The sequence below is a fragment of the Microcoleus sp. T3_D1 genome, assembly GCF_036700405.1.
Taxonomy (GTDB): domain Bacteria; phylum Cyanobacteriota; class Cyanobacteriia; order Cyanobacteriales; family Microcoleaceae; genus Microcoleus.
In genome coordinates, this window is sequence record NZ_JAUBOV010000107.1 from 1 (window position 1) to 19,708 (window position 19,708).

Genomic DNA, 19,708 nt, shown 5'->3' on the forward strand with positions numbered 1-19,708 from the left:
CGTCCCGCCCGTCCTTTTTGGACGGGCGGGACGCCCATCCCACAAACTTGTGGAAGTTATTTAATTCTCATTCCTTACTTCGTTGCGCTTGACTCATGACAAGTAAGCGTTTTGAGTCAAGCGATCGCCCGGACATGATATGAGCAACGGCTAATCAAAAAACAGAATATCCAGAACTCCGCAGGAGTTAAAGTGCTGCGGGGATCTAAGGCGCGATCGCATTTTAGGTTGAATTAAGTTGATTTACTTAATAGCCGATCGCCCCATCTAAAATTAATCTAAAAAATTAAAAGGTGAAAAATTAATTTTTCACCTTTTAACTCTCGACTTTCAAATTACCTGTTACTGAACAAACTTCTTGAATGCCAGAGTCACGTTGTGGCCGCCAAATCCAAAAGAATTCGACAGCGCCACATCAACTTTTAGATCGCGGCTTGTATGAGGAACATAGTCCAAATCACACTCAGGATCGGGATTTTCCAAATTAATTGTCGGCGCGATTTTGTCATTGGCGATCGACATTACCGTCGCCACCGCCTCAATTCCACCAGAACCGCCCAAAAGATGGCCGGTCATCGACTTGGTAGAACTAATTGCTATTTTGTAAGCGTGGTCTCCCAAAGTCTGCTTAATCGCTTTTGTTTCAGTAGAATCGTTGGGAAGCGTGCTCGTGCCGTGAGCGTTGATATAGCTCACTTGATCCGGCGTCAAACCCGCATCCTTGAGTGCTAAAGCCATCGCGCGCGACGCACCGTTCCCCCCCGGTACCGGAGAAGTCATGTGATACGCATCGCAAGTTAAACCGTAGCCGACGATTTCTGCGTAAATCTTCGCGCCACGCGCCAGAGCGTGTTCCATTTCTTCTAAAATCAGAATGCCAGCACCTTCGCCGACGACAAAACCATCACGATCGCGATCGAACGGACGAGAAGCATGAGTCGGGTCATCATTGCGAGTCGAAAGCGCTCTCGCCGCAGCAAAACCCGCCACGCACAAAGGTGTCACCGCAGCTTCTGTACCGCCGCAAATCATGGCTTGGGCGTAACCCGCCTGAACTAAGCGAAACGCATCGCCCACGGCATTTGACCCGGCAGCGCAGGCCGTCACCGTGCAAGAGTTCGGCCCTTTAGCGCCCGTGTGAATCGCCGTCAGGCCCGCGGCCATATTCGCAATCATCATGGGAATCATAAACGGGCTGCATCGATCGGGGCCGCGAGTCAGATATATCTCTTGCTGGTCTTCTAAAACCTTCAGGCCGCCAATGCCAGTGCCCAGAATGACACCCACCTGTTCTGCGTTCAGGTCGTTAATCTCAAACTTCGCATCAGCAAGAGCTTGCTTGCTCGCTGACACCCCAAATTGAGCAAAGCGATCCATCCGCTTTGCTTCCTTGCGCTCTAAATAGTCGTGTGGGTCGTAACCCTTCACCTCTGCGGCAAAGCGGCAGTCGTGCCGCGACGGGTCGAATAAGGTGATCGGGCCTATACCATTCTTCCCGGCAAGCAACCCGTCCCAATATTCAGACAAGGTATTGCCGATCGGTGTAATCGCGCCGAGACCCGTGATAACAACGCGCTTACGCTCTAAATTTGTCATGATTTCAGTTTCAAAAAATTAAACACCCAGAACGCAGAACAAAAGAGGAGTTTCCAGTTTTTAACTTCTCTCCTCTTAGGGGAAAAGACAGGTATTTTATGCTTTTGGAGCTGCAAGTTGGCTGCTGATGAAATCTACAGAAGCTTGAACCGTAGTAATTCCTTCGGCTGCTTCGTCGGGAATTTCAATATCAAACTCTTCTTCCAAGGCCATGACCAGCTCTACTGTATCTAAGGAATCTGCTCCTAAATCGTTAGCAAAGTTGGCTTCGGGCTTGACTTCGCTTGGATCGACTTCCAATTGATCAGCCACAATTTTCTTGACTCTAGCAAAAATGTCGTCTTGACTCATAACCTCGTGTCCTCATTGGTTGCTGCGTATCTAATCTTATCCGAAAGGGGGATCGGCAAGAGAAAGGCTGGCCGCTTTTCTAAGTGACACGGGCCAGCGACAATTGGGGCACGGACGATCGCAGCAACCCTACGACTAAGGAAAAAAAACCCCATAGCCCACAATCAATCATCTCGTTTAGCAACCTGATAACGTTGAGGAACCGGATTTTTGGTCGATGGTGCGTCACTCATCAACTCAAAATGCTTGAGAAAAGCTGACAATTGGCTCTTAGCTAGGCGGTGATAGGTTAATTATAAAGAGGGAAAACTAAGCAGGAAGCCTCCCGACTTCGATCGCTCAAGTTTCTTTTCCCGAACCTTGTGTCCCCAGCAGAAACGACTATGCCATCCCAAACTCTCAGATATGCTTACTTTCCCGGTTGTGTTGCTCAAGGGGCCGCCCGCGAACTTTACCTGTCTACCCAAGCACTGACTCAAGCGTTGGGGATTGAACTGGTGGAACTAAAGAAAGCTTCCTGCTGCGGTTCTGGCACTTTCAAGGAAGATTCGCAGTTACTCGAAGATACTGTCAACGCTCGCAATATTGCTTTGGCTGAGGAACTGAATCTGCCTTTGCTGACGCATTGCAGCACTTGTCAAGGGGTAATCGGTCATGTGGACGATCGCCTCAAGGAATCTCAGAAAACCGATCCCAACTACATAGAAAAAGTCAACGGTTTACTGGAAAAACAAGGCTGTTCGCCTTACAAAGGCAGTACCGAGGTGAAACATCTGTTGTGGGCGATCGTTGCAGATTACGGGCTCGACGAGGTGCAGAAGCGAGTCACCCGCAAGCTTTCGGGTTTGAAGTGCGCGTCTTTTTACGGGTGCTACCTGCTGCGAGCTCAGGATAAGCTGCTTTACGATGACCCGCACCAACCGGAATCGATGGAAAATGTGTTTCGGGCGATCGGGGCAACTCCGGTTTACTATCGAGGGCGGACGCAGTGCTGTGGCTGGCCGTTGGCGAGTTATGCCACTAACCAATCTTTTCAGATGGCCGGCAAACATATTCAAGATGCTCTTGACAATGGCGCTGATTGTATGGTAACGCCTTGTCCGCTTTGTCATTTAAATTTGGATTCGCGGCAGCCGGAGGTGGAAAAAGTAATCGGGCGCAAATTGGGTTTGCCGGTGCTGCATTTGTCGCAGTTGGTGGCTTTGGCTTTGGGTGTGGAGCCAAAAAAACTAGGGCTCGATCGACATATTGTTTCCACAAAGCCCGTGTTAGAAAAATTAGGCTTTTAGTCGATCGATTTGCACAGATTTGTAGTAAAGAACTCCGTCCTTGATAACTGCGCTCTAAGGACTGACGTGCTCAGTAGCAACCTACTTTGATAAGACTCCCAGCGTGAATAACTGTGAAGTTTTGTCGCTTTTTCGCGAAGTGCTTCCAGGCACTGCGGTAGACTAACCTTTAATTCTCTGTGCAGGCTATAGCGGTGGCACCTCGCCGTCAAATCTGTTAATTCGCAGAGGCAGCAAATTTTTAGTGACTCGTTGGGAGCCTTTATTCAATGTCTCATTCAGTCAAAATTTACGATACTTGCATCGGCTGCACTCAATGCGTCCGCGCTTGTCCGACTGACGTTTTGGAGATGGTGCCCTGGGATGGCTGCAAAGCAGCTCAGATTGCCTCATCTCCCCGCACCGAAGACTGTGTAGGCTGCAAGCGGTGCGAAACTGCTTGTCCCACCGATTTTCTCAGCATCCGGGTTTACCTGGGAGCAGAAACCACTCGCAGTATGGGTCTAGCCTACTAAATATCGATCGACACGCCGATCGAATTACGGGCACAAAAGAGGGGGCGATTAAATTGCCCCCTCTTTTTTTGTCGCGGAATCTGCATTCTGGGGCCGGAAGAAGGTAAAAATGATAAAACTTGAGTTTTATTGCGATCGCTAAGCAGGAGTAGTACGTTAAATGTGCGGAATCGTTGGCTATATCGGCACGCAAGCAGCAAGCGAGATTTTGCTAGCAGGATTGGAGAAACTAGAATACCGGGGCTACGATTCAGCGGGCCTCGCTACCATCTCCGAAGGAGAAATTACCTGCATCCGAGCAAAGGGCAAATTGCACAACCTCCGGGAAAAGTTAGCAGAGATAGACTCTCTGGCTCCCATCGGCATCGGACACACCCGCTGGGCAACTCACGGCAAACCAGAGGAATATAACGCTCACCCTCACCTAGATAATAGCGGGCGAATTGCGGTAGTTCAAAATGGAATTGTCGAAAATTATCGCGAGTTGCGGGAAGAATTGAAAGCAAAGGGACATAAATTTGTCTCGGATACCGATACAGAAGTTATTCCTCATTTAATAGCTGAATTTTTGAAAGAAGCAAGAAGGGAGAAGGAAGAAGAAAAAGATAAAAAAACCGAGAAAATAGCTGATTTATCGTTTTTGGAAACTGTTTTAAAGGCGGTAAATAAATTAGAAGGAGCTTTTGCGATCGCCGTTATCTGTGCAGATTTTCCAGAGGAAATAATTGTCGCCCGACAGCAAGCTCCTTTGGTGATTGGCTTTGGTGCTGGCGAATTTTTCTGCGCTTCCGACACGCCGGCCTTAGTATCTCACACCCGCACTGTTTTGTCCTTGGAAAATGGCGAATTGGCAAGGCTAACTTCGATGGGAGTGGAAGTTTACAGCTTTGCAGGGGAAAGGCTGAAAAAAAGCCCGCGCATCCTTGGTTGGAGTCCGGTTTTAGTCGAAAAACAAGGCTTCAAACACTTCATGCACAAGGAGATTTACGAACAGCCAGCCGTAGTCCGAGCTTGTTTGGAGGCTTATTTAGACAGCGATTGGCAGCCGGGAAATCCGCGCTCTCCCATCAATCTCAACTTGCCCAAAGAACTTTGCGTCGATGTCGAACAAATTTCAATTCTCGCCTGCGGAACGAGCTGGCACGCATCGCTAATCGGCAAATATTTGTTGGAACAATTAGCTAATATTCCCACTGCGGTGCAGTACGCTTCTGAGTACCGCTACGCACCGGCACCGCTGACAGCAAATACTTTAACTATTGGGGTAACTCAGTCGGGAGAAACGGCGGATACGCTGGCTGCTTTGGGGATGGAACAGCAGCGCCGCGCGGGTTTTACTGATAAATTCCGGGCGAGAATGTTAGGCATTACTAACAGAACCGAAAGTTCGATCGCCCACATGATGCCGCAGGTAATCAATACCCACGCTGGTATAGAAATCGGCGTTGCTGCGACTAAAACTTTTGTCACTCAGTTGATGGCCTTCTATTTCTTAGCTTTGGATTTGGCGCACCAGCGGCAAACAATCAGCAGCGAGAGATTGGCAGAAATTATTACGGGTTTGCGCCAGTTGCCGGCAGAAATTGAGAAGTTTTTGGAGATTCAAGAACAGTATGTGGAGGAATTGTCTCACCAGTTTACAGACACCCAAGATTTTATCTTTTTGGGGCGGGGAATTAATTTTCCGATTGCTTTGGAAGGGGCGCTGAAACTGAAGGAAATTAGCTACATTCACGCTGAAGGATATCCCGCCGGAGAGATGAAACATGGCCCGATCGCCCTTTTGGATGCGAAAGTGCCTGTAGTGGCGATCGCCATGCCCGGAAGCGTCTACGAAAAGGTGCTTTCCAACGCTCAGGAAGCGAAGGCCCGCGACGCCCGTTTAATTGGGGTTACGCCCAAGCAAGGTGTGGCGGAAGCCGACATTTTTGACCACGTTTTGCCCGTGCCTTTGGTGGATGAATTGTTGTCACCGATTGTGACAGTGATTCCGCTGCAATTATTGGCTTATCACATTGCGGCGCGTCGGGGTTTGGATGTGGATCAGCCGCGCAATTTGGCGAAATCGGTGACGGTAGAATAAAGGAAGTCATTAGTCAGTAGTCATTTGTATTCTGAAAATAAAGTTGTACACTAGCAAATAAAGTTGTACACTAGCAAATAAAGTTGTACACTATTGGGTATGACTTTATTTGCTAGGTTTTCGGAATATTTCTGGAAGCTGACTTTGATGAACCATCTGGGTGAGGTAATCAGATGGCTAAACGTAGCCGAAACACCAGTGAAACGACTATTGAGAATCGTCTGAAGCAAGGACGTGGTATGGGACAAGGAGCCAATTACAATCCTTGGCTGCACATTCAGGATGTTCCCTCTCAAGGACTTGCTAGCAGAATCAAGGGATGGAAGACACGTAGGGTTCATCATCTGTTAAGCGAATTGGAAACCAGCTACTTCTATGTGCTGGACTGGTCACTACCTGTGCTGGATATCCGGGAGCAATTTCCGCTACTGCCTTTAGAGGAAACTTTGGCGATCGCAGAACAATGTGGGGTAGCCTACCCCGCAGATCCGCGTACTAAAGAACCAGTAGTAATGACTACTGACTTTGTTGTGACAGTTCGACAGAGTGTTGGCTCAATCGAACAAGCACGAACAGTTAAGTATGCACACGATTTGCAGTCAAAGCGTAATCTGGAGAAGTTGGAGATTGAAAGATGCTATTGGCAAAGGCGAAACATTGATTGGGGAATTGTTACTGAACGTGAAGTGTCTAAAACTCTTGCAGAGAATATTAAGTGGTTGCATCCTTATCTAGACCTAAATGACTTACCACAGAGTGATATCACCCGAATAACAATGGTAATGACTCCATTGGTGCTTCAGGCAAAAGATTCTTTAGCAGATATTGCAGCAATTTGTGACGACCAACTTGGTTTTACGCCAGGTTTAAGCTTATTAGTTGTTCGGCACTTGCTGGCTAACCGAGTTTGGCAGGTAAATATGGTTCAGCCTATTCGACCTAGTGAAAAGCTTGTACTCTTATCCTCTTTAGAACCTCTTGAAGAAATCGGAGGGGTTGGATGAACTTATTCATCAATATGCTGATAGAGTGGCAGAGTGCAACTGGTTCGTGGATTGAGCGTTTACTATGGATCGATTCATCTGGCACTGATGCTGCCCTTATTGAAATTCTTAATCCTCAAAGCTTGCCCATTTTTCAGAAGTGCAAGGATCTAGAAGCAGCGATTACCTCTGGAGAAGCCCATGTCCTAGAGGTAGATCCTTACGCAACATTACTACGATCAGAAGACAGTATCCCCAAGAAACATCTCCAGCATAGAGATGCAGCTTGGGAAGTAATTATGCCCCTAATTGAAGATAAAACTGGACAGATTTTCTACTCGCATGGAAGAGGAAAGCTCTTGAATGCGTTAGAGAAACAAACAGGGTGGACGAAGAAAACTATCTACAAGTTCTTGAGGCGATACTGGCAGGGAGGACAAACTAAAAATGCACTTCTTCCCCTTTTCGATAAGTGTGGCGCAAAGGGTAAAGAGCGAAAAAGTAGTGAACGAAAGCGTGGTCGCCCTAGCAGAATTACAAAAGTCACGAATTTATCAACTGGCATTAATATCAATACTAATGTACAAGAGAAGTTGATTCGCGGAATTAAGCTTTTCTATGAAAATTCAGACGGCAGAACTTTGCAGGATGCCTATCAGAAAACGCTGGAAAAGTTTTTTCATAAAGGTTACGATCTTCTCCCTGATGGGACTCTAGTGCCATTTCTTCCTCCATCTCAGGAACTTCCAACATTTGGGCAGTTTCGTTACTGGTATGAAAAAGAGCAAAACTTAACTCAAGCTCTATCTACACGGGAGGGTAAGCGTCGATACAATCTGCGTCATCGTGAAGTTTTAGGAGATTCAACTCAGATGGCGTTTGGCCCAGGGTCAATTTATCAGATTGATGCCACAATTGGCGACATTTACTTAGTTAGTTCCCTAGACCGTAGCCGCATCATTGGGCGACCAGTTATTTATGTTGTTATTGATGTATTTAGTCGTCTCATTGTTGGTATTAGCGTTACCCTAGAGGGCCCTAGTTGGGTAGGGGCTATGCAGGCATTAGAGAACACAGCTAGTGATAAAGTTAGTTTCTGCCGAGAATATGGAATTGAGATTTCTGACAAGGATTGGCCTAGTCATCATCTGCCTGAGATGATTTTGGCAGACAGAGGAGAATTGGAAGGCTACAACGCTGACAACTTGGTGAATTCTTTAAATGTAAGAGTTTCAAATACACCACCATACAGAGCAGACTGGAAAGGAATCATCGAGCGTAACTTTCGCCTTAGCAACGATAAAGCAATTCATTGGGTTCCGGGCGCAGTTTATAAACCTCATGAACGTGGTGATGCAGACTATCGACTTGATGCAGTTTTAGATTTACATCAGTTCCGTAAGCTAATGAGTCTCACCGTCCTAGATCATAATAAAGATCACCGCATGGACTGGTATCGAATGGACGAGTTCATGATTCAAGATTATGTTGAACCCTATCCCATTGATCTGTGGAATTGGGGAATTCGTAACCGAGCAGGACATCTAAGAAAAGTTTCACCTGATATTCTTAAACTCAATCTTCTGCGAACAACTGAGGCTTCTGTCACATATCGAGGTATTCGCTTTGAAGGGCTATTTTACTCATGTGATTTAGCACTGAAAGAACAGTGGTTCATCAGAGCTAGGGAAAGAGGAAGTTGGAGAATTACTATAGCCTGCGATCCTCGCAAGCTAGATACAATTTACCTTCGACTCGAAGATGGGCGACGGATTGAACCTTGCTACCTTGTAGATGCAGAAAAAACATTTCGCGGTCGGGACTGGTATGAAGCTGTGGATTACTTTGAGTTGCGAAAACACTCTAAAGAAACAGCTATAAGCCGTAAACAACAATCTAAAGCTACTTTAAATGCTCAGAGAGAAGCAATTATTACTCAGGCAACCGAGCAAACTTCAGAAACTTTAAATGCTGTAGAAAAACAAAGTAAACGCTCGCGTATCAAGGGAATTAGACAAAATCGCAAAGAAGAGCGAGAGATGGAACGAGAGACTCAAGGTTGGCAACTAGGAAGAGACGAATCTATAAACAATCCGGGACAAGTTATTCCCTTGATAATACCAAGCGAAAAAACCGAAATAAATGAACCAAAAAAGGCTGCCAACCAGTACAATCAAGATAGTAAAACAGATGAACTAACTAATACACCACTTGAAATAGATTCCTCCCATGTACCTAAATCTCAGTTAATTGATAAATTGCGTAAACTGCGTCCAAAGATGTGGAGTGACGATGAATAGTAATCAGCATATTCCTTCTCTCTTAGTAGGGAAAGGCAGGGTTGAACAAGCAACTTACTGCGCTCCTGGTATTCCTAACTACCAGGGTAATCCCCTGATTGAAGCCCTTCCACCTATCCTAATACAGGATGAAACGGCAGAACTATTGGCGTATTACCCTGAATATGACAAAGAACAACGCAGTATGCCGGCTCACCTTCGTCTGCATTTAATTCAGAACGCACTCCAGTTCTTTGCACCATTGCCTATTCACTTTGATTTAGAGCAGCGATTCTCGCGCATGATCCGAGTGGGATATCAGGCACGAAATCCAGCAGTAGCAGGATTTTGGGGAGATGTTCAAGCCAGGATTCAATCTTTAAAAACAACCCGTCAATCTTCGCGTTCAACAGCTACAGGGTTCACGATTGTTGGAATTAGTGGAGTGGGTAAAACCACTTCTATTGAGGCAATTTTGTCGCTGTATCCACAGGTTATTCTCCACAATCGTTACTGTGAGAATAATTTCAGTTTTACCCAAATCGTTTGGCTCAAGTTAGATTGCCCCTTTGATGGCTCTATTAAAGGGCTATGCTTAAACTTTTTCCAAGCTGTAGATGACTTGTTAGGAACTCGTTACTACGACAATTATGCGGGTGGGCGCAAAACTGTAGACGAACTATTACCTCGCATGGCGCTTGTCGCTTCTTTGCACTCAATTGGCGTGCTGGTTATTGATGAAATTCAACACCTCAGTCAAGCTAAAAGTGGCGGTTCTAGCAAGATGCTGAACTTTTTTGTCCAATTAATCAATACGATTGGATTACCTGTCGTACTGGTTGGCACTTACAAAGCTATATCTGTTTTAAGCGGAGAATTTCGACAAACTCGTAGGGGTACAGGACAGGGCGATCTTGTTTGGGACAGAATGAAAAAGGACGAAACTTGGGAGTGGTTTCTGGAATGCTTATGGGGATATCAGTACGTGCAGCAACGATCTCCTTTAATACCAGAATTAAGTGATGCTCTTTATGATGTTACTCAAGGGATTACAGATTTCGCGGTTAAAGTATATATGCTAGCACAAGTTCGGGCGATCGCCACTGGAGAAGAAGCTGTAACTGCACAGGGAATTCGCTTGGCTGCTCAGGAAAGTTTGCGGATGGCTAATCCTATCCTGCAAGCCCTGAGAACAGGTGATACTCGGATACTGCATACTGTCGAAGATGTGTACCCCATTAATTTAGATTCCTTTTTGCAAGAAGCCCAAAGCAAGCTGAATAAGGCTGAACAACTCGAAGCATTGACTAGAACCAGAAAGGTATCGAGTGCTAAAGAATCATCACCGACTAAGGCAATTTCTCAACCTGAAACAGTAACAAAGACTGTTGAGACTCCACCCAAGACTTCTAAAACGCGCAAGAAAAAAAATTTAGCTGCAGATAGCTTACCTGCAATTGCGGCGATAGGAGAGAAACAAAAGCTCACTGCCTATGAGGCTCTCAAACAGGCAGGTTTGATTCGTCCGGCAACTGAGTATTTACTAGAGGAGGTGGGCTAATGATTGGCTGCTTTCCCGATCCTTATCCTGATGAATTACTTTATAGTGTTTGCGCTCGTTTCCATGAACGAGTTCAGTATCCTAATAAGAAGAATACCCTTCGGGAATTGTTTGGTGATGAAGCTGCGATCGCAGTTGTCGATCTTCCTAGCAATCTGAGAAATCTTGCCTCAGCATTACCTGCTGGAAGTCCCTACACAGTTGAAAGATTAATTAATCCACATACCCTACTACCCTTCTTTGCCCCTTTTCTCCATCCCAAACAATTTCGACAACTTTGGGCAGATATGGAAGGTTCGCGTGGCCCAGCTATTCATATGCGTTCTGGATTAATGGCTAGTGTAGTTCAGCCTCCAGAATGGTTGAGGTTTTGTCCTGAATGCGTTCAAGAAGATAAACAGCAATTTAGTGAGTCCTACTGGCATCGTCTTCATCAAATACCAGGAGTAGAAATTTGTCCTCAGCACCAAGTTCGGTTAGTGGATAGCCAAGTTCGGGTACAGAATCCTACTACTCGCCATGAATTTATTACAGCAGAGCAAGGAATAAAGTTACCCAAATCTCAGTCATATACTCTAAAACATTCGCATCACAATATCCTATTAAAGATTGCTCAAAATGCTACTTGGCTTTTAGAAGAACATATTTCGCCGCCAGGATTAACGATTCTACTCAAACGTTACCGAGAGTTGCTGGCAGAGCGCGACTTAGCAACTTATAGCGGTAGGGTAAGAGTGAGTAAGCTGCTAGAAGAGTTTAAACGCTTCTATCCAGATGAGCTACTACAAAGACTTCAGTGTGAAATTGATACAGAAAGCGAACATAGCTGGTTGTTGCGCTTAGTACGATCGCCAAAAGGTTCTCAGCATCCATTACGCCACCTGCTACTAATTCAATTTTTGGATCATAATGCCGAGTCATTCTTTAAACTTCCCAAACAATTTCAACCCTTTGGTACAGGGCCTTGGCTATGTCTAAATCGGACTGCTAGCCATTTCCGTCAGCCTGTAATTGAAGAATGCGAAATCACCTACAGTCAAGAGCATGGTAAACCAATAGGCACTTTTTGCTGTACTTGTGGATTTAGTTATTGCCGTACTGGGCCAGATCGGACAGAAGAAGATCGATTACGCATTACTAAAATCCGAGCTTTCGGTTCTATATGGGAGAATACCCTTAGAGAACTTTGGCAAGACCCAACTGTTAGCCTCCGAGGAATATCTCGTCAGCTAGGTGTCGATCCAACTACTGTCAAACTCCATGCTGCGGCACTATCTCTAGATTTTCCCCGCCACAGTAAGCGGCAAACTAATCAGAGTCAAAGGAAATTAGTGGGTAGTGAAAGCAAAAAGCAGGCAGTTCCAGAAATTACTTTAGAGAAATATCGCTCTGAATGGCTAACTGCCAGAAAAAATAACCCTGAAGCCGGAAGGAATATCTTACGCAAGCAATTCCAACGAGTTTATACCTGGTTATTAAGGCACGATCGCGAATGGTTGGAAGCCCATCTGCCAGCTATACAGCAGAAAGCGCCTCCTCCTGCTCGTGTGGATTGGGAAAGTCGAGATACTGAATTGGCTGAGTCAATCAAACTGGTAGCGACAAATCTTTATAGTAAAGTAGGAAAACCAACGCAGATTACAACTGCGGCGATCGCTAGAGAACTGGGTCAATTGGCTCTAATCCAGAAACATCTTGATAAGCTACCTTTAACAGCAAAAATTCTAGCAGACTTAGTTGAAACACGAGAAACCTTTGCAGTACGGCGAATTCAATGGGTTGTAGAGTGTTACCGCCAAGAAGGTATTTGTCCGCAAAGATGGCAGCTTGTTCGTCGCGCAGGGCTACGTCCAGAGGTGGAATTGCTACCATCCGTACAAAATGCTATTAATGAAGCTTTGGATGTTCTAAAGCAGATCCCGCACCAGCATGGCAGAGATTGTCCGCCTCAGCGAATGGCCCTTTGATGAAGATGAATTTGTTACTCTGTGGTGGCTGCGCTCGCCCTGGCGAGAGTCTACCCATCGGCAATGGCGCACGACTGCGGTCTTCAAACAAGAGTCAGGTGAATTCAGAGAGGTGGATTTTCCTTGGGGATTAATATCTTGGTTGCGATTAGGGCAAGTTTTTCAAAATGGACAACCTATTTGGAATCAGACAACGGGTGATGTCTTTACGCTGGTTATACCTGATTCATCCTCTGCTACATTATCAAAGGCAGCAGACATCCCAACAATAGCCCATTATCTGCTTGAAGGCGAAAGTAATCTAGCAGAGTATTGCCTCAAGTTTCAAACCCAAAAAGGTATTACGCTTGTCCTTCCTGTATTAGAGTGTATTCGAGCTTTTTTGGTTCAGAATAAAACATTAGCGTTTGGATTATTGGAACCCAACTATTTTGAGCGTGTAATTACTCGAAATGAAATTATCGACAGAAAAATATTTTTAGATTTTTCGCAAGATATAGCTAAAAAAGTCTTAAGTAAACCTTTTGCTTTTTGTGTGGCGCGTTTGTTGCATGACTCATCGTTTCGCTCTGCATGGGATCGGGTGTATCGCGATCGCCTCAGCCAAGCCTCACAGGTAAATTGGAATACTTCGATACCACTGATGACAAATTTACCAAGTTTTAGTTCTACTTGGCACGTCAGAGGTCTGCTAACGGCGCAAATCTTATGGATTCAGCAAATTTTGGAAGTTGCACCTGCGCGATCGCTACCTTTCTCAGAACTTGAGTTTACCCATCCTCGGCTCAAAAACCGAGAGTACGTTGCAAAACCAGTCGCTAAGCGACAGAGGAAACCCAAAACTGTTGAGGAAAACGTAATTGCTCAACCCCCTTGACAAGAAGACGAGATAGACATTAGATAGAGAAATGGAAAAACTCCCCGACTTAAAGCAACTATCGAACGAGGCAAAAGAAGCCTTGATAGTAGAGCTATGGGAGAAAATCCAAAAACTCACCGCAGCGTTAGCAGCCACAGACCAAGCACAACTAAGTCCGTCTCCCAAAAAAACTAGCAAAAATTCCAGCACTCCACCCTCCAAAGGATTCAAGCCCAACATTGGGCCATCGAAAATTGAGGGGATAAAAAGACAAAGAAGCCTAGGAAGAGTAGGAGGGGGAAGAGAACTACATCCTCATCCCGACCAAACAATCATCGCCCAACTCAAAAATTGTCCCCAGTGTGGAGAGAAAGTGACCGCGACTGCACAAAAATTACAATCCATCTACGAAAAAATCGAACTACCACCAATTCGTCCCATCATCACCCGCATCGAACGTTATGGCGGTCAGTGTGCCTGCTGTCAAACGAAGTATGTTGCCCCTGTACCATTGGGAATGGAACCAGGTTCACCGCGAAAGCAGTTCAATTCAAAGCTTAGTCACATATCTGCGTTACACTCATGCCATCAGCTACGAACGGCTGTCGTCCATATTTGGAGAAGTCTTTGGACTCAAGATTTCAGAAGGAGCAATCGCCAACTTGCTGGTGCAAGTCAAAACCAGTTTAGATGACCAAGTAACTCAAATACTCCATCGGTTGCGACGGTCTAAATTAATTTGTTCAGATGAAACGAGTGCGAGAGTTAACGGACAGAATCAGTGGGAGTGGGTGTTTCAGAACCAGGATGTTTGCTTACACGTCATTCGCCCCAGCCGAGGAACTGGAGTAATTAACGAAGTTCTGGGAGAACATCGTCCTGATATTTGGGTATCAGACTTATTTAGCGCTCAAAAAAATCACCCAGCCCCACAATGGCAAGTGTGTTTGGCCCATCAATTGCGGGACTGCCAATATGCGATTGATGCTGGGGACAGGATTTTTGCCCCAGCGATGAAGAGGTTATTATTAAGGGCTTTTATCATCCATCGACGACGAGAAAAAATCGACGATGCCAGACTCAATCGATATCGAGAAAATTTACAGGAAAGATTAACGGGGATTTTGAATTTAGCGCCACACCATCCGGATGGTATCCGGTTACGAAAACGATATGGTGGGCTGATTGACAATTTATTTCTATTTCTGGAAGATGCGACAATTCCACCCACGAATAATAGTAGCGAACAGGCGATTCGGATGAGTGTAATATTTCGCCGTGTGACTAATGGCTTCCGTTCGGAATGGGGTCGGGATTTGTTTGCTGCCGTTCGTTCAGTTGTGAATACTGGCAAACGTCAGGGTTTAACTGCTTATCAATCTATTCAACAAGCTCTCTCGATTGATGGCTCCCTTTTTTCCCCTAGTTGAGCAATTACAGGAAAACTTAATTGAAACTGAAGCAAGCCCTCCTAATACTTCAAAACCAGACCGTAACCTTCCTCGTTTGAGAAGCTCGATTATTGAAAAGCAGAAGCTCAAAATTACTCAAACGGGGGCAAGTTCCATCACTGTTACAAAGCCAACTGCTGATGTCTCCAATGGTGTTGACAATCAAGACTTGGAACCGCTTTTGAAAAGCCAAATCGTTAATGTTGCTGATGCAGGAGTAGGTGGGCAAAATCCGCCTGCGGAATTTGCCCTTCGTTCGCCGATGGATATCTTTATTGCAACAGACGATGGGCTCGATGAGTTTGCCGAAGCCATCCGCTTTCTTGATGAGAGGCATTGGGATATCTCAGTTACTTGGGAAGTGCGAGAGTTCGCTAAAGAAACTCCGTTTGCAAAAATAGTTGATCGCGTTAGAAAGTTTGCTCTGGTAAAGCTGGAAACCTCAGGGCTGCGTTCTTGCTGGATACTGGAGTTTGGTAGACCTGATAATTTCTCGATTTCTACACTGATTTTTTCCCTATCCACACAAAATGTGAATGCACAACATGAGGATATTTTAGATACAGTATTAACTCAAGCTTTACTCCCGCAAGGTGGATGGCAACGTAGTGTATTTGAAAAGCTCAAAGGGGAAATAGGTGGATTTGCCTTCGCTCTAACTAAACATACCAGTAATTCTACCGAGGATTGGGGAGAAAGGCTCTACAGGAAGGCAAAAGAAATTATGAATCTCTAAATTAGTTTATCCATGATTCCGTTTAAGGTCAGAACCCTTATCATCGTATTGAGTGGCAGTTTAAAGGGATGCAGCGGTGCGATCGCCACCAGTTACGCTTGCTGTCAGAATGTCCTAACTGTGGGGCAAGGTTTAAGGTTCCGGCTTTGTGGACGGAGGGCTGGTGTCAGCGTTACTTTATGGAGTTTGGGAAGATGACGGAGTATCAGAAACCTTGGTGATTTTTTGAGAAGATAAGGTTCTGTCTGCTTACTGAGAGTGAGCTTGTAGCAATCTTTCGGCATAGACATTTCTACTGTTCACAGATAGCAGTCAAAACCCAGCTAAGATGCGCTCCATTCTTCGGCGCGTTTGTGCCGAACGAGGAAAACTAGGGCTGGTAGTTCTTGATTATATCCAGAAACTAGGAGATAGAGGAGCTGCTAATCGCGCTCAGGCTGTTGGAGCCATTACCGGACACTGCAAGGATATAGCTAAAGAATTCGATGTTCCTTTTGTCGCTTTAGCGCAGATCAATAGAGGCGTTGAAGGGCAATCTAATAAGCGCCCGTTCATGAGTGATATCAAAGATTCCGGTGATATCGAGCAGGATATGGATTTGGGCTTGCTTCTGTACCGGGATGAGTATTATCACTCAAACACAGAGGACAAAGGGGTGATGGAAATAAACGTAGGGAAGAACCGCAACGGCCCTACAGGTACTTGCAAGGCTTTGTTTAGCCCGGAAACAGGTCAATTCGGTAACGACAAAGCGAGGTAAGCCTTGGCAATAAAAATTTTCATCATAGAGCTTCTTTATTTTTAAATTTTTACGATCTTTGTTTTTGCTTTGCGGCTTGACAGCGCGTAAAATATGATATAAAAATATAAATAGCCGCCACCTTTGGCAAAAAGGTGCGGCTAGATGTAGAGCTTCTGATTTCAAACTTAGGTTGGACTCCGCCAAGAATCAATACCTGAGATTTTGAAGTATCTAGAGCTCTTTAGGTTCTTAGCTATTTACCCACCTTCATAGGAGGTAGTTTTACTATGTCTACGATAAGCGATCCATCCTTAGTTAGTCAACCCAGTATCTTAACAAGTTTTTTGGATAGAGGGACAAACACGCTTCATAACGAGCTTGCTCTGAAATTAGCTCAATTAAAGCAACCTATTGCTTCACAGATTTTAAATTGCATCCTTGAAGCTGATGCCCCAATCCTGGCGAATGAGATCGAGGAAAAATTGCAGATTTCTAGATCAACTGCGTTGAAATATGCAAATCAGTTAGCAGAGATTGGTCTAATCGGTAGAAATATCAAAGTTGGCAGCGAAAACAATATCAGACCAACTTACCAATTTTTTTTACCTGACAGTCTGACCCCAGAGGAATCTGGCGAAATTATTATCCAAATTGGACAGGGAAATGTCTTAAAAAAATCGTTCCAACATCAATCAACTAGCTGCAAAGTTGAACAAACATTTGATAATGTCAGCTCTGACGAAGCTCCTCAAGAGTCAAAATCTTTTAAAGAGATCGAGGATCAAAGCACACAGGAAGTGAATGATAGTTTTCCAGCAACCTATCAAGACAATCAAGATCCTCCAAATACTACTTCTTTTGTCACTTCAGAACCACTAACTAACAATTCTCCAGCTAAACAGGTTGTAACCCTTAAAGAAGTTTGGGATACTTTAATAGGGCTTATCGAGATATATAATGATAGGCTTGATAAACAGGAGGTACGGATTGAGGAATTAGAACGTCAACTATCTTTAACTCAATCCGTACCTACTACAAAACTAAGTCGTGAAGAGCTTTTGAACCTTGCCCGCGCCCCCAAGCAAAAAAGTAGCTTAGGTTCAATAGAAAACGGCAACGGAACTGTTAATAGCTAACGTTGCCGTTGGTTATTTTTAATTTCAACTAAGCTGGTTAATCATGGACGGCGCTTGGTGCCAGCCGGGAGTCCTAAACCAGGGTCTGAGGGGTTCGGTTCCCCTGTCGTCCAAAATCAACAGCTACTTAGAGCAACAAAGTTAAAACACTAAATCCGTGCTAAGGGAATTTACATTCCTGTGGCCAAAGATTGTGATGTGCTTTTTAGTATATCACATATCAGCACATTTATCAAGTTTTGGCTGCAACACAAGCTAACAACCTATTACGAGGTACAAATGCCTAAGCGTCAAAAAACCAACTTAAATTACCAAGGGGTAGCTATTCATTTAAACCCCAAATCTGATTTGATCAATTTAACAGATATGTGGAAAGCTGCTGGCTCTAATCCTACAAAAAAACCAGTTCAATGGTTTAGGCAAGCAGCGACCGCAGAGCTTTTGCTAACATTCTTTCAAGGTCAATCTAAAGAAATTGTGAAGTCGAAACCTCAAGCAGGAGAAACTGATTATCGAAACAAAAACAGGAAATGGATGGCTCAGGTTAAAGAGTCAGCGAGTGAATTAGGTCTAATTTTAACTCGATCAACAGGTAAATCAGCAACTAAATCCGAACGGGGAAGCTATGCGATTCCTGATTTAGCAATAGCTTACGCTGAATATCTTTCGCCAGAGTTCCATGCTTGGGCATTGACTGCGATCAAAGAGCGCATTCAAGAAGAATCCGACCCGGAGCTAGCTTACCAACGTGGACGCGAACGCTCTATTAAAGGCTGGAAGCGTCAAGGGAAATCAGATGATTGGATTCAAGACAGAATAAATGGCATAGAAAATTACAAACAGCATACTGGTGTCCTGAAAACTCATGGTGTAGGGTTTGACGGAAAATGCAATGGATATGCTGAGTGTGCTGATGCAATTAACAAAGAAATTTTGGGGGGTCGCTCTAAAAATGTCAAAGCTAATTTAGGGCTGAGTAAGTCAGATAAATTACGGGATCACCTCAATCGATTACATTTGACAGCTCTCAGCTTTTCTGAAGCAATGGCTGATAATGAGATTGAGGCCAATGAGCTTCATGGCAACTATCAATGTATAGATGCTTGTTCAAAAGCAGGCTATCGAGCAGCTATTGCTGCTCAAGGCTCTACAAAGATTATCGCAATAAGTTAGTTCGCCCTTCACCATGACGAAGGGTGAGCATTACTCACCCTTCGTTAACTTATTTCTTTCCACTTTCGCAAATTAAGTGTCAAGATTCACCGCCTTGGCAAGCGATCACTCAAAAGTACCAGATACTTGTCCTTAATTATAGCAACCAAAGAAATCTATGCCTGAAGAATTTGTACCGAGAGATTGGCAAGACCGATTTGCCAGAGCCTATCAAACGAATCTCAAGAAAAATTTTTTGCTTGAAGCTTGTACCTCAGCGGGGAAGACAGGGGGGACACTTAATATCTTTGATTCCTTCAGAAGCGCTGTTGGTTGGCGCTTTCTGGTAGTTGTCGTTCCAGCGGAACATCTAAGGCGACAGTATGCTGTAGACGCACAGAAACTTTTTGGACTTCAACTTTATTACTCAGGCACAGTAAAAAGGTTAGGGCGGCTACCAACCCCAGAAGAATTGTTGCAGCAAGGGTATCAAGGATTAGTAGTCAGTTATCAATGGTTAGCATCCTCTGGCAATGCTAAAAAGCTAGCTTCACAACTGCAAAACACTCTAGACGGCAAAGTTCTTGCCATTCTGGATGAAGTTCACCACGTTAGCTCAGAACTTGCCTTTGGTCGGGCTTGCGAGATTGCCTTTCCCGATGGAACTGTGTCGCACCGACTGATGACTTCCGGAACACCATTTCGCTCAGACAACAACAAGATTTTAGGGAACTGGCTCACCTATGTACCCGCAGGAGAAAACGTTTATGGGTGCGTTCCCGATTTTCGGTACACCTTATCTGATGCTTTGCGCGATGGGATCATTCCCTTTTTCTCTTTCGCAACAATGGGGGGAAAATTTACTTACCGTCGCGGTCGTGCCGTCTACGAGGGCGCAACCTTTACTGAAGCGACGAATGAACAAGAATTAAGTAAGGAACCCCACGCTTAAAAGCGGGGGCTTTTGGGAAGTCCGGCTCGTTCCGAGCGGTGCAAGAAGAAAGCCCG

Annotated in this window: 17 protein-coding genes; 15 read left to right on the forward strand and 2 right to left on the reverse strand. The window is 44.9% G+C overall.

The window, feature by feature from the left end:
• Positions 1–342: 342 nt before the first annotated feature.
• Together fabF and acpP are read right to left on the reverse strand one after the other, a co-directional pair.
• Positions 343–1,596, reverse strand: a complete 1,254-nt coding sequence (gene fabF / locus QT992_RS30110; protein WP_333321883.1) for a beta-ketoacyl-ACP synthase II — start codon at positions 1,594–1,596, stop codon at positions 343–345.
• 96 nt (positions 1,597–1,692) lie between these two features.
• Entirely contained in the window at positions 1,693–1,947 is a 255-nt protein-coding gene (acpP, locus tag QT992_RS30115) for an acyl carrier protein (RefSeq protein ID WP_333104466.1), read from the reverse strand.
• A gap of 383 nt (positions 1,948–2,330) precedes the next feature.
• Here acpP and QT992_RS30120 point away from each other — a divergent pair, with 383 nt between their 5' ends.
• The 15 genes from QT992_RS30120 to QT992_RS30190 all read left to right on the forward strand — a co-directional run bounded on the left by QT992_RS30120 (position 2,331) and on the right by QT992_RS30190 (position 19,652).
• On the forward strand, positions 2,331–3,236 hold the full coding sequence (locus QT992_RS30120) for a CoB--CoM heterodisulfide reductase iron-sulfur subunit B family protein (RefSeq protein WP_333321885.1): 906 nt from the start codon (positions 2,331–2,333) through the stop codon (positions 3,234–3,236).
• Between the two features lie 269 nt (positions 3,237–3,505).
• A complete protein-coding gene (psaC, locus tag QT992_RS30125) occupies positions 3,506–3,751 on the forward strand; it encodes a photosystem I iron-sulfur center protein PsaC (protein ID WP_015175986.1) in 246 nt (81 codons plus the stop codon).
• 160 nt (positions 3,752–3,911) lie between these two features.
• The gene (glmS, locus tag QT992_RS30130; protein ID WP_333321886.1) at positions 3,912–5,834 is read left to right on the forward strand and encodes a glutamine--fructose-6-phosphate transaminase (isomerizing); all 1,923 of its coding nucleotides are present in this window, start codon (positions 3,912–3,914) and stop codon (positions 5,832–5,834) included.
• A gap of 173 nt (positions 5,835–6,007) precedes the next feature.
• Positions 6,008–6,838 (forward strand): TnsA endonuclease N-terminal domain-containing protein, encoded by an 831-nt coding sequence (locus QT992_RS30135; RefSeq protein WP_333341050.1) that lies wholly within the window; start codon positions 6,008–6,010, stop codon positions 6,836–6,838.
• Positions 6,835–9,117, forward strand: a complete 2,283-nt coding sequence (locus QT992_RS30140) for a Mu transposase C-terminal domain-containing protein (RefSeq protein WP_333341048.1) — start codon at positions 6,835–6,837, stop codon at positions 9,115–9,117. Before QT992_RS30135 ends, QT992_RS30140 begins: the two co-directional genes overlap by 4 nt.
• The gene (locus tag QT992_RS30145; protein ID WP_333341046.1) at positions 9,110–10,657 is read left to right on the forward strand and encodes an ATP-binding protein; all 1,548 of its coding nucleotides are present in this window, start codon (positions 9,110–9,112) and stop codon (positions 10,655–10,657) included. Before QT992_RS30140 ends, QT992_RS30145 begins: the two co-directional genes overlap by 8 nt.
• Entirely contained in the window at positions 10,657–12,624 is a 1,968-nt protein-coding gene (locus tag QT992_RS30150; RefSeq protein WP_333341044.1) for a TnsD family transposase, read from the forward strand. Before QT992_RS30145 ends, QT992_RS30150 begins: the two co-directional genes overlap by 1 nt.
• Complete coding sequence (locus QT992_RS30155; RefSeq protein WP_333341042.1) at positions 12,587–13,501, forward strand: hypothetical protein; 915 nt, start codon at positions 12,587–12,589, stop codon at positions 13,499–13,501. The genes QT992_RS30150 and QT992_RS30155 overlap by 38 nt, the downstream gene beginning before the upstream one ends.
• Positions 13,502–13,956: 455 nt before the next feature.
• Positions 13,957–14,913: an IS66 family transposase gene (gene tnpC / locus QT992_RS30160; RefSeq protein ID WP_333341039.1), complete on the forward strand. Its 957-nt coding sequence runs from the start codon at positions 13,957–13,959 to the stop codon at positions 14,911–14,913.
• Positions 14,888–15,670 carry a hypothetical protein gene (locus tag QT992_RS30165; protein ID WP_333341036.1) on the forward strand — a complete coding sequence of 261 codons (783 nt, stop codon included), beginning with the start codon at positions 14,888–14,890 and terminating at the stop codon, positions 15,668–15,670. Before tnpC ends, QT992_RS30165 begins: the two co-directional genes overlap by 26 nt.
• A 12-nt stretch (positions 15,671–15,682) precedes the next feature.
• Complete coding sequence (locus QT992_RS30170) at positions 15,683–15,868, forward strand: hypothetical protein (RefSeq protein ID WP_333378399.1); 186 nt, start codon at positions 15,683–15,685, stop codon at positions 15,866–15,868.
• A 97-nt stretch (positions 15,869–15,965) separates the two neighbouring features.
• Positions 15,966–16,430 (forward strand): DnaB-like helicase C-terminal domain-containing protein, encoded by a 465-nt coding sequence (locus tag QT992_RS30175; protein ID WP_333341053.1) that lies wholly within the window; start codon positions 15,966–15,968, stop codon positions 16,428–16,430.
• A gap of 269 nt (positions 16,431–16,699) precedes the next feature.
• Positions 16,700–17,548, forward strand: coding sequence for an HTH domain-containing protein (locus QT992_RS30180; protein ID WP_333341030.1), 849 nt, complete (start codon positions 16,700–16,702; stop codon positions 17,546–17,548).
• Between the two features lie 279 nt (positions 17,549–17,827).
• Entirely contained in the window at positions 17,828–18,721 is an 894-nt protein-coding gene (locus QT992_RS30185) for a KilA-N domain-containing protein (RefSeq protein WP_333341027.1), read from the forward strand.
• 157 nt (positions 18,722–18,878) lie between these two features.
• Positions 18,879–19,652: a DEAD/DEAH box helicase family protein gene (locus tag QT992_RS30190; protein ID WP_333378402.1), complete on the forward strand. Its 774-nt coding sequence runs from the start codon at positions 18,879–18,881 to the stop codon at positions 19,650–19,652.
• The last annotated feature ends 56 nt before the right edge of the window (positions 19,653–19,708 follow it).